At 61.9% G+C, this 21,442-nt stretch carries 20 protein-coding genes; 11 read left to right on the top strand and 9 right to left on the bottom strand.

The features are described from left to right. Positions 1 to 108: 108 nt before the first annotated feature. A complete protein-coding gene (locus JOE65_RS13275; protein ID WP_205164205.1) occupies positions 109 to 2,130 on the top strand; it encodes a PhoX family protein in 2,022 nt (673 codons plus the stop codon). Between the two features lie 30 nt (positions 2,131 to 2,160). Then, a complete protein-coding gene (gene menD, locus JOE65_RS13270) occupies positions 2,161 to 3,840 on the top strand; it encodes a 2-succinyl-5-enolpyruvyl-6-hydroxy-3-cyclohexene-1-carboxylic-acid synthase (protein WP_205163644.1) in 1,680 nt (559 codons plus the stop codon). Positions 3,841 to 3,933: 93 nt separating this feature from the next. On the opposite strand, the gene JOE65_RS13265 is transcribed toward menD, so the two are convergent. From JOE65_RS13265 to JOE65_RS13250, 4 genes are all read right to left on the bottom strand, one after another. Further along, positions 3,934 to 4,698: an amino acid ABC transporter ATP-binding protein gene (locus JOE65_RS13265; protein ID WP_205163643.1), complete on the bottom strand. Its 765-nt coding sequence runs from the start codon at positions 4,696 to 4,698 to the stop codon at positions 3,934 to 3,936. 5 nt (positions 4,699 to 4,703) lie between these two features. Next, entirely contained in the window at positions 4,704 to 5,489 is a 786-nt protein-coding gene (locus tag JOE65_RS13260; RefSeq protein WP_205163642.1) for an ABC transporter permease subunit, read from the bottom strand. Between the two features lie 77 nt (positions 5,490 to 5,566). Continuing rightward, positions 5,567 to 6,349 (bottom strand): basic amino acid ABC transporter substrate-binding protein, encoded by a 783-nt coding sequence (locus JOE65_RS13255; RefSeq protein ID WP_338021645.1) that lies wholly within the window; start codon positions 6,347 to 6,349, stop codon positions 5,567 to 5,569. Between the two features lie 170 nt (positions 6,350 to 6,519). Then, positions 6,520 to 7,869, bottom strand: a complete 1,350-nt coding sequence (locus tag JOE65_RS13250) for an isochorismate synthase (RefSeq protein ID WP_205163640.1) — start codon at positions 7,867 to 7,869, stop codon at positions 6,520 to 6,522. Positions 7,870 to 7,983: 114 nt separating this feature from the next. On the opposite strand from JOE65_RS13250, the gene JOE65_RS13245 reads away from it, so the two are divergent. From JOE65_RS13245 to JOE65_RS13230, 4 genes are all read left to right on the top strand, one after another. Beyond that, positions 7,984 to 8,736 (top strand): demethylmenaquinone methyltransferase, encoded by a 753-nt coding sequence (locus JOE65_RS13245; protein WP_205163639.1) that lies wholly within the window; start codon positions 7,984 to 7,986, stop codon positions 8,734 to 8,736. Continuing rightward, positions 8,737 to 10,041 carry a geranylgeranyl reductase family protein gene (locus JOE65_RS13240; RefSeq protein WP_205163638.1) on the top strand — a complete coding sequence of 435 codons (1,305 nt, stop codon included), beginning with the start codon at positions 8,737 to 8,739 and terminating at the stop codon, positions 10,039 to 10,041. Between the two features lie 9 nt (positions 10,042 to 10,050). Further along, entirely contained in the window at positions 10,051 to 11,154 is a 1,104-nt protein-coding gene (locus tag JOE65_RS13235) for a polyprenyl synthetase family protein (protein ID WP_205163637.1), read from the top strand. Positions 11,155 to 11,353: 199 nt separating this feature from the next. Continuing rightward, entirely contained in the window at positions 11,354 to 12,178 is an 825-nt protein-coding gene (locus JOE65_RS13230) for a DUF559 domain-containing protein (RefSeq protein ID WP_205163636.1), read from the top strand. 148 nt (positions 12,179 to 12,326) lie between these two features. On the opposite strand, the gene JOE65_RS13225 is transcribed toward JOE65_RS13230, so the two are convergent. From JOE65_RS13225 to JOE65_RS13210, 4 genes are all read right to left on the bottom strand, one after another. After that, positions 12,327 to 12,791, bottom strand: coding sequence for an HIT family protein (locus JOE65_RS13225; RefSeq protein WP_205163635.1), 465 nt, complete (start codon positions 12,789 to 12,791; stop codon positions 12,327 to 12,329). 2 nt (positions 12,792 to 12,793) lie between these two features. Further along, positions 12,794 to 13,225: a hypothetical protein gene (locus tag JOE65_RS13220; protein WP_205163634.1), complete on the bottom strand. Its 432-nt coding sequence runs from the start codon at positions 13,223 to 13,225 to the stop codon at positions 12,794 to 12,796. 64 nt (positions 13,226 to 13,289) lie between these two features. After that, a complete protein-coding gene (locus JOE65_RS13215) occupies positions 13,290 to 13,943 on the bottom strand; it encodes a trimeric intracellular cation channel family protein (protein ID WP_205163633.1) in 654 nt (217 codons plus the stop codon). A gap of 60 nt (positions 13,944 to 14,003) precedes the next feature. Then, positions 14,004 to 14,624, bottom strand: a complete 621-nt coding sequence (locus tag JOE65_RS13210; protein WP_205163632.1) for a putative glycolipid-binding domain-containing protein — start codon at positions 14,622 to 14,624, stop codon at positions 14,004 to 14,006. Between the two features lie 58 nt (positions 14,625 to 14,682). Between JOE65_RS13210 and JOE65_RS13205 the strand changes: the two genes are divergently transcribed. The 3 genes from JOE65_RS13205 to JOE65_RS13195 are packed head-to-tail and all read left to right on the top strand — an operon-like array spanning position 14,683 to position 16,863. Then, positions 14,683 to 15,618 carry an urea transporter gene (locus tag JOE65_RS13205; RefSeq protein WP_205163631.1) on the top strand — a complete coding sequence of 312 codons (936 nt, stop codon included), beginning with the start codon at positions 14,683 to 14,685 and terminating at the stop codon, positions 15,616 to 15,618. After that, complete coding sequence (locus tag JOE65_RS13200; protein WP_205163630.1) at positions 15,588 to 16,472, top strand: NAD-dependent epimerase/dehydratase family protein; 885 nt, start codon at positions 15,588 to 15,590, stop codon at positions 16,470 to 16,472. The genes JOE65_RS13205 and JOE65_RS13200 overlap by 31 nt, the downstream gene beginning before the upstream one ends. Continuing rightward, positions 16,465 to 16,863: a hypothetical protein gene (locus tag JOE65_RS13195; RefSeq protein WP_205163629.1), complete on the top strand. Its 399-nt coding sequence runs from the start codon at positions 16,465 to 16,467 to the stop codon at positions 16,861 to 16,863. Before JOE65_RS13200 ends, JOE65_RS13195 begins: the two co-directional genes overlap by 8 nt. A gap of 66 nt (positions 16,864 to 16,929) precedes the next feature. On the opposite strand, the gene JOE65_RS13190 is transcribed toward JOE65_RS13195, so the two are convergent. After that, positions 16,930 to 18,339, bottom strand: a complete 1,410-nt coding sequence (locus tag JOE65_RS13190; RefSeq protein WP_205163628.1) for a PucR family transcriptional regulator — start codon at positions 18,337 to 18,339, stop codon at positions 16,930 to 16,932. Between the two features lie 155 nt (positions 18,340 to 18,494). Between JOE65_RS13190 and JOE65_RS13185 the strand changes: the two genes are divergently transcribed. Both JOE65_RS13185 and gabT read left to right on the top strand, forming a co-directional pair. Then, positions 18,495 to 19,925 (top strand): gamma-aminobutyraldehyde dehydrogenase, encoded by a 1,431-nt coding sequence (locus tag JOE65_RS13185; protein ID WP_205164204.1) that lies wholly within the window; start codon positions 18,495 to 18,497, stop codon positions 19,923 to 19,925. Between the two features lie 15 nt (positions 19,926 to 19,940). Continuing rightward, the gene (gene gabT, locus JOE65_RS13180; protein WP_205163627.1) at positions 19,941 to 21,317 is read left to right on the top strand and encodes a 4-aminobutyrate--2-oxoglutarate transaminase; all 1,377 of its coding nucleotides are present in this window, start codon (positions 19,941 to 19,943) and stop codon (positions 21,315 to 21,317) included. Positions 21,318 to 21,442: the final 125 nt, after the last annotated feature.

Below are 21,442 nucleotides of genomic sequence, written 5' to 3'. Positions count from 1 at the left end.
TTCACCGGAACGATAGCTCCTCGTCGTCTGGCCTTGTCACGGTGGTCGAAACCGCACCCAACCGGAAGGCGCCCCGCCGTGAGCGATCTGAAGAACCGACTACTGCCCATGCTCGGCCACACCAAGGGCAAGCGCAGCGCGGTCACCTGCGCCCTGAAGTGTGACAATGCGTGCGCCAAAGCAATCTGCAACACCACTGACAACGGCTACTTCCGCGACATCGCCTCCGGCGAGTACTCCCGGCGCAAGATGCTCGGTGTCGGCGGGCTCGGAGCGTTGACCCTCGTCGTCAGCGGTCCCGGCCTTCCCGCCGCCGCCAAGGGGCACGGTCACGGCCACGGTAACTGGCACGGTGGGCCGCAGAAGAGCAAGCTGCGTTTCAGCGCCATCGAACCGGTGGATGCGAAGGTAGACCGTTTCACGGTGCCCCGCGGATACCGGTGGCGGCCCGTGATTCGTTGGGGAGATCCGATCTTCCACAACGTCCCAGATTTTGACCTGAACAACCAGACACCCGACGCGCAGGCCGGCCAATTCGGGTACAACAACGACTACACAGATATCCTCGAGATCCCAGGATCGCACGGGCGACGCGCAGTACTCTTCGCTAACCACGAGTACACCAACGAAGGCATCATGTTCCCGCCGAACATGCCTGCCGCCACAGTTCGCGCCGTCGGACGCAACGCACACGGTCTCACCGTCGTCGAACTTCAACGCCGCAACAAGAACAAGCCGTGGGACTACGTCAAGGGGGCGCCGTTGAACCGCCGGCTGCTCATGGACAGCCCTTACCAGTTCACCGGTCCTGCTGCCGGATCCAGTCTCGTCCAGACCAAAGATGACCCGGCCGGTCGAACCATTCGTGGCACCCTTGGCAACTGCGCCGGCGGCACCACACCCTGGGGAACCATCCTTTCCGGTGAGGAGAACTTCAACGGGTACTTCGTCACGCCCGGAAAGTCCGACGGCGACCGTAGGTACGGGCTCGGCCCCGGAGCCACCGGACGCGGCTGGGAACTTGACGACCCCCGATTCGACACCCGGAACGCCGGCTACGAGAACGAAGCCAACCGCTTTGGCTACGTCGTGGAAGTAGACCCGTTCGACCCGACATCGACCCCACGCAAGCACTCCTCGCTCGGCCGATTCAAGCACGAGGGCGCGAATGTGATCATCGCCGAGGACGGCCGTGCCGTGGCCTACTCAGGAGACGACGAGCGGTTCGACTACCTCTACAAGTTCGTCTCCAAGAACAAGTACATCGAAGGCGACCGTGCCCACAACATGACGCTGCTTACCGAAGGATCGCTCTACGTGGCCCGGTTCCAGGGCAACTCGACGGCGGAGATCGACGGCACCGGGGGCTTACCCTCCGACGGGGCGTTCGACGGCGTCGGGGAGTGGTTGCCGTTGCTGATCAATGGCGCCTCCGCGGTACCGGGAATGACGGCCGCCGACGTTGCGGTCTACACGCGGTTGGCGGCGGACACCGTGGGACCAACCAAAATGGACCGCTGCGAGGACGTGGAGCCCAACACCAAAACGGGCAAGGTCTATGTGGCCTGCACCAACAACACCAAACGCGGCACCGGTTCCAACGCCCCCGCAGATGAAGCCAACCCGCGGACCACCAACAGGTCAGGGCACATCGTCGAAATCACCGAAAGTGGAAGCCAGACATCACCGCGGTTCACCTGGAACCTACTCATTGTCTGCGGCGATCCAACCACCGACGACAGCACCTATTTCGGCGGATACCCCGCCAACCAAGTCAGCCCGATTTCCTGTCCCGATAACCTCGCGTTCGATTCTGTGGGCAACCTGTGGATCTCCACTGACGGGCAGCCCGGAACCATCGGTTACAACGACGGACTGTTCCGCGTCACCCTCGAGGGACGGGACCGCGGCCGTGTGGAACAGTTCCTCTCCGTACCGCGCGACGGCGAAACCTGCGGACCGATCATCCACGACGACGAGCGGACGGTCTTCGTCTCCGTCCAACACCCGGGCGAGGACGGAAGCTGGGGCGCCCACACCTCTCTGTTCCCTGACTACGTCCGAGGGAAAGCCTGTAGCGGAGACGCCGCCGCACCCAGGCCATCCGTCATCCAGGTCTACCGCGGCTAACCGTCAGGGAGTTTCTGTCAGGATAGACAGGTGACTGCCAACCTGACCTCCACGGAAGCCGCCCGTTCCGCCGTCTCGAGTCTGTTGTCCGGGGGAGTGAGCGACGTCGTCCTCGCCCCCGGATCCCGGAGTGCACCGCTGGCGTACGCGCTCGCCGAGGCGGAAGCCGACGGCGCGGTGCGGCTGCACGTGCGGATCGACGAGCGCGACGCCGCATTCACAGCCCTTGGCTTGGCCCTCGGTTCGGGTCGGCCGGCGGCTGTGGTGACGACGTCGGGCACCGCCGTAGGTGAATTGCTGCCAGCGGTCATGGAGGCAAACCACGCGGCTGTCCCGCTCATCGTCGTCTCCGCAGACCGGCCGGAGGAACTCCGTGGAACCGGTGCCAACCAGACCACTATCCAACCAGACCTCTTCGGCGATCACGTGCGTTTCGCGGTCGACGTGGCAGCTGGGGAGAACCCCGCCCGCGCCATCTCCGCAGCTATCAGCGCTGCCACCGGAGTGCTGGAGAACATCCCGGCCGGACCCGTGCAGCTCAATCTTGCGTTCCGTGATCCACTGATCCCAGACGCCGCGGAACCACGCTCTACAGTGCAGCACCTTGTGGAACCACGGACGCCAGCCAATCCGGTGGAACTCCTGAAGAGCGGGCCAACACTCCTGAACGCCGACAAGGCTGCGCGCACCGTCGTCGTCGCCGGGCACGGTGCCGGGGAAACCGCATCCGTTTTTGCGCACAGGCTCGGCCTCCCGCTGCTCGCCGAACCGAGCTCCAATGCGCGGTTCGGGCCCAACGCGATCGCCAGCTACCGGCTGCTGCTCGAACATATCGGTCCCGACATCGACCGCGTGGTCCTCTTTGGTCGGCCAACCCTGTCCCGACCTGTAGCAGCGCTTCTTGCCCGAACCGACGTGGAGAAAGCGATCTACCTGCCCGGGCCGGCGTCGTGGTTCGAACCTGGACGCCGCACTGAGCTGGTCATCACCAACCTCGGCGACCTGCTGGACTTTGCGGGTCCTGGACTGCCGCAATGGCTCGAGCAGTGGCAAACCGCAGACCAAGCCGCGACCGCAGCCATTCGGACGCTGCTGGCAACTGAGCCCCCGAACGGGCTTAGTGTTGCAGACGCCGTCTGGGAGCACACCGACGGGAACCTGGTGCTCGGATCCTCGAATCCCATCCGCGACGTCGACCTCATGGCGTCCACCGGCTGGCACCCCCTCGATGTCTACGCCAACCGTGGTCTGGCAGGTATCGACGGGACGGTTTCGACGGCGTCTGGCATCGCGCTCGCAGCTGGCATCTCCACGCGGCTACTCGCAGGAGACCTCACGTTCCTGCACGACGTCGGCGGTCTGCTGCTGGGGCCGGATGAGCTGGTGCCGGACCTGCAGATCGTGGTGCTCAACGACGGCGGCGGGGGTATCTTCACGACGCTCGAACACGGTGGTCTTCACGATTCGTACGCAGCCACGGTCGAGCGGCTATTTGGGACACCGCACGCAGCTGATATCGGCTCGATCTGCCGCGGATACGGGGTGCAGCACACCCTCGTGAATACAGTGGACGCGCTCGACGACGTTCTGGGCCAACCAATTAGTGGCAGATCCGTGGTCGAAATCCGAACCCGTCGCGACGCTCTCCGTGACCTGCACGCGCACATCCGTTCTGCCGTTGCCGTCGTTGTCGCGGTTCCTCGTCATTAACGCGGCCGAGATCACCCTTTAGTCGCGCGGACCACCCCTGTAAGGGGTGACCTCGCCGGCAAAGGGTGACCTCGCGGAGAATGGCAGTTTGGGCTAGAGGACCTTCGAGAGGAACGCGATGGTCCGCTCATGCTGCGGGTTGTCCAGAACGTCCTCGGGCTTGCCCTGCTCAACCACCACGCCGCCGTCCATGAACACCACACGGTCGCCCACCTCGCGCGCAAAGCCCATCTCGTGAGTCACAACCATCATGGTCATTCCCTCTTGGGCGAGTTTCTTCATGACATCAAGGACGTCACCGACCAGCTCTGGATCCAGTGCGCTGGTGGGCTCGTCGAAGAGCATCATGTCCGGATCCATCGACAGTGCGCGGGCAATGGCCACACGCTGCTGCTGGCCACCTGAGAGCTGTGACGGGAAGTCATCCGCGCGGTTTGCCAAGCCCACCTTTTCCAAATTCTTCATCGCGACCTCGCGCGCTTCCTTCATGGGCCGCTTCTTGGCCCGGCGCTGCGCCAGAGTAAGGTTCTTCAGCACCGTCAGGTGTGGAAACAGGTTGAACTGCTGGAACACCATACCGATGCGCGTGCGCACCTTGTCCAGGTCTGTTTCCTTGTCCGTGATGTCCACACCTTCGACGACGATGGTGCCCTTGGTGGGCTCTTCCAACCGGTTGACGCAGCGCAGGAGCGTGGACTTACCGGAGCCAGAAGGGCCGATCACGCACACCACCTCACCCTGGTCCACATGGAAATCGATGCCCGTGAGAACTTCATTGTCTCCGAAGCTCTTGTGCAACTGGTTGACCTGAATGGCCGGGATGCTGCTCAAAACGGAGTGTGCCCTGGTTTCAGCCATCGGGATCACCGGCCTCTCTGGTTGTATCGTTCAAGCTTGGCCACAAGCTGCGTCAGCGGCAACGTGATCACCAGGTACAGGAGCGCACCGAGCACCAGCGGTGTCGAGTTTGCCGTCTGGGACGTCAAGTCACGGGCAAAGGTAGTCAGTTCGCGATCACCAAGGGCCATGCCCGCGATGAAGAGCAGTGAGGTGTCCTTGATGATTATGACCAGCTCGTTGGTCAGCGGAGGTGTGATGATGCGGAACGCCTGAGGGAGCACCACAGACACGAGTGTCCAACTGGGACGCATGCCGAGGGAACGTGCTGCCTCGACTTGGCCTTTGGGCACGGCTTGGATTCCAGCGCGGATGGTCTCTGCGATATAGGCCGAAGAAACGATGATCAGGGCCAGCAGGCCAGCACCGGTACTGCCGCCGGGAGGATTCCAGTTAAAAGCAATGGGAACAGCGAAGGCGAATCCAAAGATCACCAGCAGAGCGGGCAGTCCACGGAAGGTCTCAATGTAAATCGTTGCAACCCACCGGTAGGGAGCTACGGGGGAGAGTTTCATGAGGGCCAGAAGCAGGCCCAAAAAGAGACCGCCGGCAAAGGCGATTACGGTGTAGATAACGGTGTTCTTGGCCGCTGTCGTAATGATTTCCGGGAAGGCCTCTTTAGCAACTTCCACGTCTAAGAAGCTTCTCTTGATCGCTTCCCAGTCTGCAGCAAAAATCACGGCCGCGAACGCGGCGACGAAGATGAGGTAAAGGACGCCGCGGAATAGGCGCTTACGGGTGGATGGTTTCACAAGGGGGTGCCTTCCTTAATGAGGTCAGAAACAAGGCGGTCCGGACAGTCTCGCTGTCCGGACCACATCAACTTCAATTACTCCTTGAAGTACTTGTTGTAGATCTCGTCATAGGTACCCTTGTCCTTCACTTCGGCTAGCGACTCGTTGACGGCTTCAGCCAGTTTCTCAGAGCCTTCCTTCTTCATCGCGAACCCGTACTGCTCGTCGGTGGGGTACTCCTCAACGATCGTGAAGGCGCCGTCCTCGGTGTGCAAAATGTTGACGGGAAGGTCCTGCAGGACTGCGTCGACGCCGCCGGACTGTAGCGCCGGGAATAGCTCTGCGTCGCTCGGGTAGGCCTTGACCTCGGTGCTTTCAGGGACGTTCTCTCGCGTGTAGTCCTCGCCTGTCGTTCCCTGTTGAACGCCAACGGTTTTGCCCTCAAGTTCCTCGATGGACTTGATGTCGGAGTCCTTGGGGACCATCAGCGACTGCTGAGAATCGTAGTAGGGGTCAGAGAATGTCAGGTTCTTCTTGCGGTCCTCGGTAATGGACATGGCGCTGGCTCCGAGGTCACACTGGCCGGCAGCCAGGGATGCTCCACTCTGGAGGCCGTCGAAGCCGACGTCCTTGATCGAGAGTTCCAGATCCATGCCCTTGGCAACTTCGCGGATCAGGTCAATGTCGAATCCTGTGTACTCGCCGCCTTCTTCGAACTCGAATGGAGCGTAAGGGATATCCGAGCAGACGGTGAGGCTTCCTGCCTCGACCAGACCCAGTTCGTTGTCGCCAGCTTCACTGTCACCGCCACCGCCACCGCATGCGGTGAGTGTGAGAGTGGCCGCGGCCAAAAAGATCAAGGGGACACGTGCCTTCACGGGAATGCCTTTCATAGTGTCTATCAAGGGTGCTGCACGTAGGTGCGGTAATGGCTGCCCATTCGCCGATGCCTCGGTGTGGAATGACCTTACCATTGGGGATCTGCCCTTAGTGACTTACGCCACTTCTGGCCAGGCAGGGGCGACTACGCGATGAAGGGCCTAGCGCGCTAGTACGGCAAGCCCAAGGCCTCGATCATCGGCCTGAACTTGCTCCACGTCTCTGCCAGTTCTGCTTCGGGGACCGACGCATCCACAATGCCGCACCCCGCATAAAGCCTGATGTGCGTCGGGTCCTCGATCACGGCACCGCGCAGGGCTATGCCCCATTCGCCGTTTCCGCGGGCATCCATCCAGCCCACTGGGCCCGCGTATGGTCCGCGGTCCATGTGCTCCAGCTCGCGGATCAACTCACCCGCAACCCTGGTTGGTGTTCCGCAGACAGCGGCCGTGGGGTGGAGGGCACCCACTAGTGCCAGCGACGTCGGCAAACATCCGTCGTCGTCCGGGGCCAGTTCCGCGGTGACATCCGATGCCAGGTGCCACACGTTAGGTAGCTGCAACACAAACGGTTCGCTGTGCGATGTCATGGACGCTGTGAATGGCTCCAGCTGGCGGGTGAGGGAGTCGATGGCGATCTGATGCTCATGCTGTTGCTTCTGTGATCCGGCCAGAATGCGCTCTGGGTAGGAGGGGTCGTTGTCCGGAGCATCTGAGCGGTCCAGAGTGCCTGCCAGAACCCGTGCTTGCGCCGAGTTGTTCTCTACCTTGATCAGCATCTCCGGCGTAGAGCCAATGAGTCCGTCGACGGAGTACGTCCAGCAGTCCTGGTAGCGAACGGCCAACTCCCGCAACACGCCTGCGGTGTCGATCGGTTCCGTTAGGCGCGCAAGGACATCGCGGGCCAGCACCAATTTGGTCAACTCCCCGGCGTGGATATGGGCGACGCCGCGGGCGACGGCCGTTTTCCACTGCTCCTCCGTCAACTTTCCGCCCACGAGCTCGTCCCCCATGGAGCGCTCGCGCGTCTCGGAGGGATCGTCGAGGTACCGGGCCAACATGTCTTCCGCCGACGCGCGGGTCAAGTCGCCGTCGTCGGCCGTTATATACGTGACCCACGACTTGCCGTGACGTGAACCCACCACGACCTCAGGCACGATCAGCCGTGACTCGAAGGACGACATCTTTGAGAAGGAAAATGAGCCGAAGGACATGAGGCCGGTGCCAGCGACGTCGTCCTCAGTCATCACCTGATTCTCGGACCGCTCGATGACGGCCTGCCACCAAGCTTGTGCGTCTTCAAACCGCGATGGGCCTTGCGCCGTGAACCGGGCCACTTCCCCGAAGCCGACGAATCCATCGCCGCGCTGGAACCAGGTGTGGAGATCGTTGCGGGCAACAAACTCGAGGAGGCCCCGGGTCCCATCCAGCCCCGGCAGCGGAAGGGTGATGCTGCGCAGCGTTGGGGGGTGTGATTCCACGGATGGCTTGGCCTGAAGGACTTGGGACACGTTGCTCATGGTTTCCCAAGCGTACTCCGGCTCGCAGGGAACTCGGGTCCTCGTGTGATATGCCTAACTCCGAGGACGCGAGTCCGGTTAGTTGACGTGGCCTTTCTTTGAGACAATATTCTGGTGAACCGTGCATCATTGGAAAAGCGCCCGGATGAAGTGGCTCGGATGTTCGACGACGTCGCGCCCCGATATGATCTCGTCAACGATGTCCTGTCTCTAGGGCAGGCTCGTGGATGGCGGCGCGTCACCGTCGACGCCGTCGGGGCCAAACCCGGACAGCGTGTCTTAGATCTGGCGGCCGGTACCGGCACCTCCAGCGAGCCCTACGCGGACGCTGGAGTGGACGTCGTCGCCTGTGATTTCTCTCTCGGCATGCTGCGGGTCGGTAAGCGTCGACGCCCGGACATTGACTTTGTTGCAGGAGATGCCACAGAGCTTCCCTTCGCAGACAACAGCTTTGATGCGAGCACCATTTCTTTTGGCCTGCGCAACGTGAACGAGCCTCGGAAAGCCATCGCTGAGATGCTCCGCGTGACGCGTCCGGGCGGCAAGCTCGTCATCACCGAATTCTCCCAACCGGTTTTCGCTCCGTTCCGTACCGTGTATACGGAATACCTGATGCGCGCGCTGCCTACAGTGGCACGTAAGGTCGCCTCGAACCCGGAAGCGTACGTGTACTTGGCAGAGTCCATCCGGGCATGGCCCAATCAGGACCAGCTCGCGGGCTGGATCGCCGAATCAGGCTGGGTCAATGTGGAGTACCGGAACCTGACGGGCGGAATCGTCGCTGTCCATCGTGCCACCAAACCTTCCCCAGCGGAGTCGCCTGCGTCCGCCAAACTGCGCCGGCGCAGCTCCAGAGCAGCTACCTAAATGTCCGTACTCATTGTGGGGGCAGGCCCAGCTGGATCCACGGCTGCCTATCATCTTGCGAAAGCCGGCATCGAGGTAACGGTCCTTGAGAAGACCCGTTTTCCACGTGAGAAGGTTTGTGGCGACGGCCTCACGCCACGGGCCGTTCGCGAAGTGCAACTGCTGAATCTCCCGCACCAGGAGGCGGATGGGTGGCGCCGCAATAAGGGGCTGCGACTCATAGCCGGCGGCCGCACCGTCGAACTGCCCTGGCCGGAGCTGTCCGACTTTCCGGAGTACGGGCTCATCCGCACCCGGCTTGGATTCGATGAAGCGTTGGCGCGCCACGCTGAATCCGCGGGTGCCCGAATCCTCGAGGCCCACTCGGTCACCACCGTACTGAAGGACAAGTTCGACCGCGTCTCAGGCGTGCGCGCGGCACTGTTGGACAACAACGGTCGGAAGACCGGCGAGACTCAAGATTTCACAGCCGACGTCGTGCTGGCCGCGGACGGTAATTCGACCCGGACCGCACTGTCCATGGGCATCGCCAAGCGCGATGACCGCCCTCTCGGCGTCGCCGTCCGTACCTACTTCACCAGCCCCCGTCACGACGATGACTGGATGGAGGGCTGGCTGGAGCTGCCCGACGCTCAGGGGCATCCGCTGCCCGGGTACGGTTGGGTTTTCGGCGTCGGCGACGGCACATCGAACGTGGGCTTGGGCATCCTCAACTCGTCGTCGGCGTTCGGCAAACTGGATTACAAGCAGGTGCTGCGCGAATGGACTGCTGGTATGCCCGCAGAATGGGGATTCACGCCAGCGAATCAGGTGGGCGACATCCGCGGCGCAGCGCTGCCGATGGGTTTCAACCGGACACCGCATTATTCGCCGGGGTTACTGCTGCTCGGCGACGCCGGGGGCATGGTCTCGCCGTTTAATGGGGAAGGAATCTCCTACGCCATGGAGTCCGCGCGGTATGCAGCGGATCTCATCGTCTCGGCGCACGCAACGTCGGACCAATCCGCCCACAGTGCTGACACCTTCGACGCTCAGCTGGCTCGTTACTCGACCATCATCCGGGACCAGTGGGGGAGCCACTTCACCCTCGGGCGCGTATTCGCTGCGCTCATCGGGAAACCGTCCATCATGAAACTGGCGCTGCGTACCGGAATGCCAGTGCCCATCCTGATGAGATTTGTGGTCCGAATGCTAGCGAATCTCACGGACCAAGGCGGACGAGGTTTTGAAGACCGAGTCATCCGCATTCTGGAAAAGATGGTCCCTGCAACATCGAACCAACCAACCACTCCTACTAAAAGTTAGTCTTAGACAGTGACTGAATCCCCGAAGCCAAGCTGGACGCACGCCGGCCATGGGCTGAATGCGTCCATTGAAGTGGAAACGTCCACTGGCGCCATCGCCACCAGTATGCGCCTGCCTCCGGGTTTCGCCACGATTGCGGAAGATGACGAACTGGGTCCGGCGATCTCGATGTCGCTGGCCAAGGTAGAAAAGCAACTCCGCGAAGCTATTTCCAACTCCGATCCGCTGGCTGATGCAACGTCGCGTCACCTGGTCGAAGCCGGAGGAAAGCGGATCAGGCCGTTGCTGACCATTCTTGCTGCGCATCTGGGGGATCCGTCCCGTCCAGAGGTCATCAGCGCCGCCGTCGTCGTCGAACTCACGCATCTGGCCACGCTCTATCACGACGACGTCATGGATTCGGCGCCATACCGGCGCGGGGCGCCAACGGCCCATGAGATCTGGGGTAATTCGGTGGCGATCCTCACCGGCGACCTCATCTTCGCGCGCGCTTCCATTCTGGTATCTGAACTTGGTTCCCGGGCTCTAGGCATTCAGGCCAGGACTTTCGAGCGGCTCTGTCTGGGGCAACTCCATGAAACCGTTGGGCCGCGCGACGGCGAAGATCCGGTGGCGCACTACCTCTCGGTCATCCAAGACAAGACCGGGTCCCTGGTTGCTGCGTCCGGGCAGCTTGGCGCAATTTTCGCCAACGCGGGCGATGAGGTCACCAACATCATGGTGAAGTACGGCGAGAAGGTGGGCGTTGCCTTCCAGCTGGCCGACGACGTGATCGATGTTGCTGGGATCAAGGTGAAGTCGGGTAAGTCGCCCGGAACCGATCTCCGTGAGGGAATTCCCACACTGCCGGTGTTGCTGCTCCGAAAGGCCGCGGCGGCGGGCGACTCCTCGGCGGTCGATGTACTCGCTCTGGTCGATGGTGATCTATCCATGGACGCATCACTTGAGCGCGCGGTGAAAGCGCTGCGTGGGCACTCAGCTACCCAAGAGGCGTGGGCGGTGGCTCGCCAGTGGTCAGCGGATGCGATTACCGCACTTGAGCCGCTGCCGGATAGTTCGGTGAAGAACGCGCTTGAGGGGTTCGCCCTGGCCGTCGTCGAACGGGAAGTGTGACTCTGTCCCAAATCCAGCAACTTTGCTGCTGCTAGGGACGTGTTCGACGGCGTGTTGGTGCGGGACGCGCGCGCCGGGTACCCAAAGTGGCTGCATTGCGGACGCCGTCTTGTCCTCCACAGCGCTTATTTCCACCTGCGCTATCCACAAAGGCACTTAGTGGGGCGCAACGACCATCACGAACCGTCCATTCTGAGGCATGGATGTTGTAAAAACCCTGCGCTCTCTCGGCACGGTCGCCCGAACCAAGACGCTGCTCGAGCGTGGCATTACCAAGAGAGCTCTGGCTCGCAGCCTTGACTCCGGCCTGGTTCTGCGACCGCAGCGCGGAGTCTTTGCTTTACCCGATGCCATTCCGGAATTCACGGCCGCTGTGTTGCATAACGGTTTGACGACCTGCGCGTCAGCAGCCGAGCACTACGGCCTCTGGCGGCTCTATCCGCCCAAACAGCATCACGTGAGCTGCCCTGATGGCAGCTCGGGCGATCACGTTAATCATGAGCTGCGTACTGTTCCGGTCCATCACACACTGCCGATGGTTGGCATGATCGATGTTCTCCTGCATGCATTACGTTGTCTGCCGGAGCTCGAAGCAGCTGTCATGGTCGAAGGCGTAATGCGCAGGGGCGAGCCGGTAAAACCACTGTTGCTTGAGAAACTCAACGGAAATCGCAACGGTAAGGCGCGGGCAGCGCTGGACCGGGTGACCGGATGCGCGGATTCTGCCATCGAAGTAGTGGCTCGCCTACTTTTTCGAGATGCGGGCATACACACGCAAACCCAGGTACATATCCCGGGAGTGGGCCGGGTGGACTTCCTGCTTGAGGGCTTCCTGGTTGTCGAGATGGACGGTGCCGCCTTCCATTCCGACCGTCGCGCACTGCGCAGAGACCGACGCCGGAATAATATGAGCATTCTGGGCGGCTATCTGGTGCTGAGGTACTGCTATGAGGACATCATGTTTGATCGGGAAAGGGTGCTTGCCGAGATCCAGCAGGTCCTGGCGGGCAGGGTAGTTCGATAGCGGCTTGAAGCTCGTCCCAAATCCAGCAACTTTGCCGGGCTCGTGGGCCAGGTCAGCGGCGTTTTAGTCAGCGACACGCCACTCCAGGTGCCAATGTTGCTGGATTACGGACCAGCAGCACGGCTACGGAGCAGCACAGCCAGCAGAGTCACAAGGCCGCCCGCAGTTCCGCTGCTTTTCGCGCACGGACGGACGGCGGAACAATGGGCCGTTTCGGCGTGAAGTAGAAGCCGTCGTCGTGCCATCGCGGCAAGACGTGCTGGTGGTAGTGCCACACGTGCTGGCTGCCAGCCGGTTCATTGTGTTGGCGGGTTGAAATGCCGTCTGGTGTCCAGGCTTTCTTGATCGCAATGGCCATGTCACGGGTAACGGTCATGATCCGGGAGGCGACGTCGTCGGGCAGTTCATAGAGCAGCTCATAGTGATCTCGGGGGACCACTAGCACGTGGCCCGGCTGCGGTTCAAAGCCGTGAGATGCGATGAAGGCCAGGACCAGGGAATCAGAATAAATGATGTCCCCGGGCGCACAGAGGTTACCCGGGGATTGGAACCGGCCGGATGCCAGGTCGCAGAACGGGCATTCGTATCCGGTGGGTGCGTGGCTGGCCCACATGGTCAGGACTCCTCGGCGTCCTCGTCTTCGAAGACCCACTCAAAGTGGTCAAAGACAAACTCGCTGAAGGTGCCTTCCTCGCTCTGCCAGGTTCCCCGCGCGTTGTTCCGGCGCCAGACTATGGGGTCAGGGACGTCGAGCTGATCCTTGCGGAAACCCCATGTGTAATCCTCGTCCTCGTCCTCGAGGAACAGCAGGTAGCCGTCTTCGATTTCCAGTTCGTCCGGGTCCCAGAAGTAGTAGTACGCCTCCATGATGTCTTCGCATCCACCCAGCGCGGAGTAGAACTCCAGCAGTACCAGCGGGATGTCGAAGTTGTGGTCGCCAAGTAGCTCGTCCAGTTCTTCGACGGCCAGACCGTCTTCGGCCTGCCATTCGTCATCCAGATACTTTGGAACCAGAGCTCGGAATTTCTCCAGAAACATGTTCGCCATGGGCTCTCCCGGGTCGATGGTGGATGTATGCCAATCTTAGCCGTTCCAGGCGGCCGGTCTCTGTTTAGGTTCGCCGTTGGCGGATCCATCCGCGCACGGCCAGCGGAGCATGCCAACTGAATTTCCAGGCCAGAACGCGGAAGGTGAGCACGACGACGGCAATGGACATCCCGGTCCACAGGTTGTAGATGCCGTTGATCCAGATGACGGCGGCCAGGGCTGCCCCGACGAAGGCGGGGAACGCGTAGATGTCTCGGGAATCGAAGAGTTGCGGAATTTCGTTGGCTGCGATGTCGCGCAGCAGTCCGCCGCCTACGGCCGAGGTAACACCCAGTAACGCTGCGGAGACGGGGTTCATGCCGTATTCGAGGGCCTTGACCGTCCCGGTGATGCAGAACAGGGCCAGCCCACCGGCGTCGAAAAGCATCAGCCAACTCCCTAGCCGTTCCACGTGGGAGGACATGAAGTAGACGAGCAGTGTGGCGATGAGTGGCGGCAGCAGATAGACGGGGTTGGAGAAGGCGGCAGGTGGCCCCTGGTTGAGGATGATGTCGCGGAGGACGCCTCCACCCAGGCCCACGAGTGATCCGAGGACCAGCGAGCCCACCAGATCGAACCCTTTGCGCACGGCCAGAAGACACCCGGACATGGCAAAGAAGAAGACGCCGGTGAGGTCCAGGATCAGACCTATGTCGATGGAGTCGGGGAGGGGATTCATGGCTGCCGTTCGTGGGCGGAAAACAACACGATCAAGCGTACGTGTTCTCCGGTAGGGACCCTAGCGGATGCGGCGGGCCAGCCCCGGATAGTCGACTACCACGCCGTCTTCATCGACGGTCAGTTCGGCGGCGAAACCGCGGCTGCCAGAGCTGTAGAGGACAACGGCGTCGAGGCCCGGCTGGAGCGCTCGGACCGGTGTATAGACCTGGGTACTGGGCAGAACCTGCAGGCTGGGTAGATCGATCCACGCCATGGTCAGCTGTGTTTCGTCGGCCGGGGCTTTCTCACTGGTGAGGAGGTCCAGCCGGAGGATCGGCATCGTGTTCGTGGCTGGGCTGAGCCCCAGGTCACAGTCGAGCGCTTCGGCGAGCAGCGTTGGGTCCGCGATACCGGGCGGTGGGAGGCCAGGGTTGCCTTCTGTGTGGCCGCTGCAGGTCCAGATGCCGTCGTCGCTCCGGGACAGTTCTAGGCCCCTCGACCAGCCGCTGCCCTGTACAGAAACGGTGAGGCGGCGGGTTACCCAACCGTGGGTGGTTTCCAACGACCACTGGCAGGTGTACTCCTCGGATCGGAGCGATCCCTCGGCTGTCAGCCGATCCGGGTGGAACGTGAAGTCGGCGGTGTCCAGACGTGCAGAACCGTCGAGTCCAGCCCAACTGAGGGATCGGGTTTTATGCATCCCTCTACCCTATGGAGGCTCACGACATCACGCCACATGAACGCACTACGCTGGGTAGATGACCCCAACCCTCCGTTCCGCCCTGCGGCCTGCTTACTGGGCGCGCGTGCTGGTGGAACAACTGGGCGACGTCGTGCTCTTTCCTCGTGTTGCCGCCGGACTTCTGGTGGCAGTTGCCATTGCGCTTGATGATCCGGTGATGTTGTTGCCGGTATTGGTGGGAACGGTTGCTGCAACGGCGTCAAGCGTGTGGATGAAGCGGGTTCGTAAGGCTGCGAGCGCAGCCGGGATGTTCGGCTATTGCGGTGCGCTCGTGGGAGCTGCATCGTATCTGACGTTCGATTCAGGAGCGACGGCGTCAGCAGTGGCGGCGGTTGGCGGACTGGTCTGTGGTCCGGTTGCGGCAGCGGTGGCTGCATCGGTCCGAGCAGGCGCTCTGTCAAAGGTGGAACTGCCGGTTCTGACAGCGCCATTCTGTCTGATCAGCGGAGCGGTGGCTCTCTTGGCGAGCCGCGGTGTCAAGCAGCCCACAGCATCGGTGCAAGCCGAGTCTGGGCCGTCACTGGAACCTCTGATGGCCGCCGGGCAATCGGTGCTGACCAATATTTCCCAGGTCCTCCTTGTCAACAACGCATTGTCCGGTGCGCTGCTGTTGGCTGGGCTCCTGGTGATTCACTGGCGCCTCGGATTGACGGCGCTCGCGGGCAGCGTTGTTGCCGGGCTTGTGGGGTGGGCGGCCGTCGGTCTGGGTTTCTTCGGGCACGACGACGGGACGGCACTTCAGGACGGTCTCCTCGGTTATTCCGCGGTTTTGACGGCGGTTGCCGTGGCCGTTATTTTTGAGCGGCCTACCCGGCGCTGCGTCGTCGTCGCGCTGCTAGCGGCAGCACTGACGGTTCCGCTGGCGATTTTGCTCTCCGCGACGCCCATCCCTGTATTCACGTGGCCCTATATTGTGGGTACATGGATGGCACTCACATATCTGCGCAGTTGACCCACTCGGCTACGGTCCTCATCATCGGATGCGGCGATCTGGGCACGGAAGCGGGGCTGCGATTCACTGCGGCCGGGTACCGGGTGGTGGGGTGGCGCCGATCACCGGAACTGCTGCCGGATCCCATCGAGGGCGTTGAGGCGGACCTGGCCCGGGAACTTCCCGTCATTCCACCGGAGACCGAAATCATCATTCTGACGGCGGCCGCTGATGAACGGACCCGCGAAGCGTACGAGATCGCCTATTCCGGCGCTGTCGAGCGGTTGGTGCACGCTCTGAACCGTGATGGCGTGACCCCGGAGAGGGTGCTTTTCGTTTCGTCGACGACGGTTTATTCCGACGACGACGGCAGCGTGGTGGACGAAAGCACACCGGCTGTCCCCGGGTCGGAGACTGGCCGTGCGGTGCGTGAAGCTGAACGGCTCCTGCATGCCCGGCTGCCGGGATCTGTGGTACTTCGGCTTGCGGGTATTTACGGCCCCGGGAGGACCCGGCTGATAGATCAGGTGCGTAGCGGGTCGGCGGAGCTCCCTGCCAACCCGCGCATGACCAACCGCATCCACCGCGACGACGCTGCGGCCGCCATCGTGCATTTGACGACGACGTCCACGGCGCCGGAGCCGATCTACGTGGGCGTAGACAACGAGCCGGTAGATCTGCGCGAGGTGCTGGAGTTCCTTGCTTCCCGCCTCGGACAGGAGCTGTTCGAGGGAACGCCTTCTGAACGGTCCCGCGGTGGAAACAAGCGGTGCAGCAATGCCCTTCTACGGGCCTCCGGATTTGAGTTCATCTACCCGACGTACCGGGAGGGCTACAACGCGATTCTCGCTGGTGAGGGCGAGCGCCATGGTTGAACAACTTGTCTCGAGTACGATCCGAATCCTCTACGCACGTTCTGGTCCTGAAGAGCCCGAACCGCTGATCGCAGTTGTTGCGACTGAGGAGGAAGCGCGGGCGACTGAGGCTGAGATTGTGAATCGCGAGCCGGAAACGCGGGTGGTGTGGGAAACCCATGAAGTCTTCGAGCAGATCGGCGACACCGTTCATGTCGTCGCATTGGCAGCTGGAGGCGATACGTCACAAGAAGCAGCAGACCCCATAGCAGCCAGCGTGCACGCCCAACGCTCCGATGCCGTGCATGACCTTGCCATGCGCCGGGGAGACGCGGACCATGATCATTACATCGTCCGCTCGCTGCCAGTCGGTTGGCGTCGTGCTGGTTTGCCCTTCGTGGAGAGGCGTTGATGCTTACTCTCGTGAAGCTGGGATGAGCTGCAGAGCTTCTTGAAAGGCAGCAGCCGACGTCCCGCCTCACCCGAGCCGCATCCAGTGCACGGCGAGATAAAGGTGGACACGTCCCGCCGTCGTCGTCGGGTCGTGGCCGGATAATTTTGCGACTTGCTGAAGCCGGTACCGAACCGTGTTGCGGTGTAACTCCATGGAGTCCGCAACGGCTGCCACTGAACCATCAAGCTCAAGGTAACTCTCCAACGTCCTGAGCAGATCGGCGTCGTGTTTTTTGTCGAAGGCCGTCACGGGGTTCAGCGACTCTGCCGCTAGATCGCCGAGCGGGACATCGGTACTGGCGAGCAACAACGACGTCAGGCTGAGCTTGTCCGGCAGGTTCACTGACCGGCCGCGGGTCAGCGATTCCCTGGCCTCGAAGTAACTCCACCTCAACCCGCTCGCCTTGCTGTAGGTTCCGCCCATGCCGATGCGAGCGGTCAACCCCGCGCTATAAAGATACTCGGCGAGGCCGTCCACCTGGGAGGGGGTCGCCGTTGTCATGATGACCAGCCGCTCGTCAACGAGTGCGGTCGCCGATTGGTCGAAAATGGACGGTAGCGGCAGGGTCCGCAGGGCACGTCGCTGCCCGGATGCCGCCTCGACCAGCAGGACGGACCATTTTGCGCCGACGTCGATTCCCGCCGCCGCCAGTCGCAGTTCCGCATCCGGACCGGACAGGAAGCCGGAGACGACGTCGGACAGCAGTTGTCCGTTTGCGGCCCGGGAACGAGACCGCAGCGTCGCTTGGTTACTCAGCTCCAGGCTGATGAGGCTCTGCGCATAATCCACGATGGGGTTGCGGCTGTACGGTTCGGCCATGGCCAGTGTGCAGCGGTCCTTCAAACCAGTGGCGATCGGCACCCGATGCCACTGGTGATCTTGCCCGGATGGTCCCGTGGACAGCAGCTCCGTGCCGTACTGCCAGAGCGCGACGTCGGTCCGCAGCATGGACGCCAGCTCCCGCAGTAGTGCTGGCAGGCCTTTGCCGCCAAGCAGGCTGGCGGCCAGAACCTGATGTTGGGTCAGTAGGTTTTCAAGGTATTGGTAATGTTCCGCGGACTGCGCGTCTGCCACGAGTTTTCCGATGGCCATGAACGGGGTCTCGTAGGGAACTTCGAAAACGGGCAGACCCAACTCTGCTGCTTCCTCGAGGACCGCGGCGGGGGCTTTTCGGTGCCCCAGCCCGACGCCGAATCCCAGGGCGAGCGAACCGGCGGCGTGCACATGGCGGGCAAAAGCGCGTTGAGTCGTTGTTGTCTTCAGCCGGATGCCCGTGGTCAGGACCACTTCGCCACCGGTGAGGAACGGGCGTGGATCTTCGAGTTCTGTCATGGCTACCCACGCGATGGGCATGTTCTCGACCGCCAGCGCCGGACCGGCCGGGTTGAGGTTCAGCGAACGGGACGCTAGCAGAGTGCGCAGGGTGATGGCCATGCAAAAAGCCTAGCCTTTGTTGACTGGATTCTTAGTCAAGTGCACTAACCATAGCGTTAGTAATTGTGCGTTCCGCCGTGGAGGGAGAACCCATATTGCACGTAAGGTCAAGTGTGAAACGGCTCACTCAACTTCACCGAAAGGGACAAAGCACTGTGGTCCACAATCTTCAGAACTTCATCAATGGCGAATTCGTCACCCCCGCTGGTACCGAGATGCTAGACATCGTCAACCCTGTCAACGGAGAAGTAGTCGCCAAAGCGCCCGTCTCCAACCACTCCGACGTCGACGCCGCGATGAGCGCAGCGGCGGCAGCTTTCACAACGTGGAAGCGTGTCACCCCGGGTCAGCGGCAACTGATGCTTCTCAAGCTCGCTGACGCCATGGAGGCCCGCAGCGACGAACTCGTCGAAGCACAGCACCGCAATACCGGACAGGTACGCCAGCTTATCGCGGAGGAAGAAGTTGCCGTCGGAGCGGACCAGTTGCGGTTCTTCGCCGGAGCTGCACGTCTCATGGAGGGTAAGTCCGCCGGTGAATACTTTGAGGGTCACACCTCCTACGTCCGCCGCGAGCCGATCGGCGTCGTGGCGCAGGTGACACCGTGGAACTACCCCCTTCTCATGGGTATCTGGAAGATTGGCCCAGCGTTGGCTGCCGGTAATACCGTGGTCCTCAAACCCTCGGACACCACCCCGGAATCAACGCTTGTCTTGGCGGACATCGCCAAAGACATCCTGCCAGCCGGTGTTCTGAACGTTGTCCTCGGTACAGGGGAGACCGGAAGTATGCTCGTGGAGCACAAGGTTCCCGGGCTCGTCTCGATCACCGGATCCGTCCGGGCAGGTATCGCTGTCGCGACCGGGGCCGCAAAGACCCTCAAGCGCGCTCACCTGGAGCTCGGGGGCAAGGCCCCAGCCGTTGTCTTCGCTGACGCCGACATCAAGAAGAGCGCGGCCGCAATTGCGGAATTCTCGTTCTTCAATGCCGGCCAGGACTGCACCGCCATCACCCGGGTCCTCGTTGAGGAGTCCATCCACGATAAATTCACCGCAGCAATGGTTGAACACACCAAGACCTTGGAAACCGGGCACGCTGACGACAGCAAGAACTACTTTGGTCCGCTGAACAATATCAACCACTTCAACTCGGTTAGCGCCGTCATGGATGCACTGCCGGCACACTGCCACGTGGAAACGGGCGGAAAGCGCGCCGGGGAGACAGGCTTCTTCTACGAGCCCACCATTATCTCCGGCGCCCGCCAGGATGACGACATCATCCAGAAGGAAACCTTTGGACCGGTCATCACCGTTCAGAAATTCACCTCGGAAGCGGAGGCCGTGGAAATGGCCAACGATGTCGAATACGCACTGGCGTCAAGTATCTGGACCACCAATCACGGCACGGCCATGCGCTTGAGCCGCGACCTGGATTTCGGCGCAGTGTGGATCAACACTCATATCCTCCTCGTCGCCGAGATGCCGCATGGTGGCTTCAAGAGCTCCGGCTACGGCAAGGACCTGTCCATGTACAGCGTCGAAGACTACACCCGGGTCAAGCACGTCATGAGCGCGCTCGACGTCTAGAAAGGCCGATTCATCATGACTACACAAGCCATTGATCCGCAATACCGTATTGAACAGAAACGCCGCATCAACGGAGCATTCCCTGGGCCATGCTCGCAGGAGCTCGCGGCCCGCCGGGCCAAGTCAGTTGCGGCAGGCGTGGCCTCTGGCGTACCCGTTTATGTGGCAGACGCCGACGGCGCTATCGTCACCGACGTCGACGGGAACTCCTTCATCGACTTGGGTTCCGGCATTGCCGTCACCAGCGTGGGGGCCTCCAACGCCGCTGTCGCCGCTGCCGTGCGTGAACAGGTTGGGCACTTCACTCACACGTGTTTCATGGTTGCCCCTTACGAGGGGTACATCGAGGTTGCGGAGCTACTTGCCGAGTTGACCCCAGGCGATCACGAGAAGCGAAGTGTCCTCTTCAACTCGGGTGCTGAGGCGGTCGAGAACGCCGTGAAGATCGCGCGCATGGCAACTGGTCGGCCCGCCGTCGTCGCCTTCGACCACGCCTATCACGGCCGTACCAACCTCACCATGGCGCTCACGGCGAAAGCTATGCCTTACAAGTCGAGCCCCGCTGGAACGTTCGGTCCCTTCGCTCCGGAGGTCTACCGGGCGCCGATGAGCTACCCCTTCCGCGAGGAGAACGAAAATATCAACGGCAAGGAAGCCGCCGAGCGCGCCATCCTCGCCATAGAGAAGCAGATCGGCTCGGAATCCGTCGCGGCACTGCTGATCGAACCCATCCAGGGTGAAGGTGGATTCATTGTTCCGGCTGACGGTTTCCTCCCTCGGCTCGCCGAATGGGCACAGGAGAAGGGCATCGTCTTTATCGCCGACGAGGTCCAGTCGGGATTCTGCCGCACCGGTGACTGGTTCGCAGCCAACCATGAGGGCGTCGTCCCAGACCTCATCACCATGGCAAAAGGAATCGCTGGCGGTATGCCTCTCTCGGCGGTTACTGGTCGCGCTGAATTGATGGATGCGGTCCATCCCGGCGGACTCGGGGGAACCTACGGCGGTAACCCTGTTGCCTGTGCAGCAGCGGTGGCAGCTATCGGCATCATGAAAGACCTGGATCTGAACGCGAGGGCCCAGCACATTGGTTCCGTGGCGATGACGCGGTTGCATGCAGTCGCCGCTGACCTCGGCGATAAGAGCATCATCGGCGAGGTGCGCGGCCGAGGCGCCATGTTGGCCATTGAATTGGTGATGCCCGGCGGCAAAGCGCCCAACGCGAGTGCCACCAAAGCCATCTCCGAGTATTGCCTCAAGGAGGGCGTCATCATCCTCACCTGCGGTACCTACGGGAACGTGGTTCGGCTTCTGCCTCCGCTCGTCATCGGTGATGACGTCCTGGAAGACGGGTTGAACGTTCTCGAGGCGGCCATTCGGTCGCAGTGCTGAAAGCCCAACGCTAATGGCACGAGCAGCGGCCCACCGTATCTCCGGTGAGCCGCTGCTCTTTTTAACGACTGGCTCTGCATCGCCACAGCGCGCGGGCTCGCCTATTCCGGATTCAACCTGTGAAA

Source organism: Arthrobacter roseus (assembly GCF_016907875.1).
In the GTDB taxonomy this organism is placed as follows: Bacteria; Actinomycetota; Actinomycetes; order Actinomycetales; family Micrococcaceae; genus Arthrobacter_J; species Arthrobacter_J roseus.
The sequence above is the reverse complement of the archived record's forward strand: the minus strand, read 5'-3'. Positions and strand labels throughout refer to the sequence as shown.

Excerpts from the sequence above, each read along its gene's own strand:
- JOE65_RS13275 (WP_205164205.1), top strand. The coding sequence starts at position 109 with ATGCTCGGCCACACCAAGGGCAAGCGCAGCGCGGTCACCTGCGCCCTG.
- JOE65_RS13265 (WP_205163643.1), bottom strand. The coding sequence starts at position 4,698 with ATGGCTGAAACCAGGGCACACTCCGTTTTGAGCAGCATCCCGGCCATT.
- JOE65_RS13250 (WP_205163640.1), bottom strand. The coding sequence starts at position 7,869 with ATGAGCAACGTGTCCCAAGTCCTTCAGGCCAAGCCATCCGTGGAATCA.
- JOE65_RS13240 (WP_205163638.1), top strand. The coding sequence starts at position 8,737 with ATGTCCGTACTCATTGTGGGGGCAGGCCCAGCTGGATCCACGGCTGCC.
- JOE65_RS13230 (WP_205163636.1), top strand. The coding sequence starts at position 11,354 with ATGGATGTTGTAAAAACCCTGCGCTCTCTCGGCACGGTCGCCCGAACC.
- JOE65_RS13225 (WP_205163635.1), bottom strand. The coding sequence starts at position 12,791 with ATGTGGGCCAGCCACGCACCCACCGGATACGAATGCCCGTTCTGCGAC.
- JOE65_RS13220 (WP_205163634.1), bottom strand. The coding sequence starts at position 13,225 with ATGGCGAACATGTTTCTGGAGAAATTCCGAGCTCTGGTTCCAAAGTAT.
- JOE65_RS13215 (WP_205163633.1), bottom strand. The coding sequence starts at position 13,943 with ATGAATCCCCTCCCCGACTCCATCGACATAGGTCTGATCCTGGACCTC.
- JOE65_RS13210 (WP_205163632.1), bottom strand. The coding sequence starts at position 14,624 with ATGCATAAAACCCGATCCCTCAGTTGGGCTGGACTCGACGGTTCTGCA.
- JOE65_RS13205 (WP_205163631.1), top strand. The coding sequence starts at position 14,683 with ATGACCCCAACCCTCCGTTCCGCCCTGCGGCCTGCTTACTGGGCGCGC.
- JOE65_RS13200 (WP_205163630.1), top strand. The coding sequence starts at position 15,588 with ATGGATGGCACTCACATATCTGCGCAGTTGACCCACTCGGCTACGGTC.
- JOE65_RS13195 (WP_205163629.1), top strand. The coding sequence starts at position 16,465 with ATGGTTGAACAACTTGTCTCGAGTACGATCCGAATCCTCTACGCACGT.
- JOE65_RS13190 (WP_205163628.1), bottom strand. The coding sequence starts at position 18,339 with ATGGCCATCACCCTGCGCACTCTGCTAGCGTCCCGTTCGCTGAACCTC.
- gabT (WP_205163627.1), top strand. The coding sequence starts at position 19,941 with ATGACTACACAAGCCATTGATCCGCAATACCGTATTGAACAGAAACGC.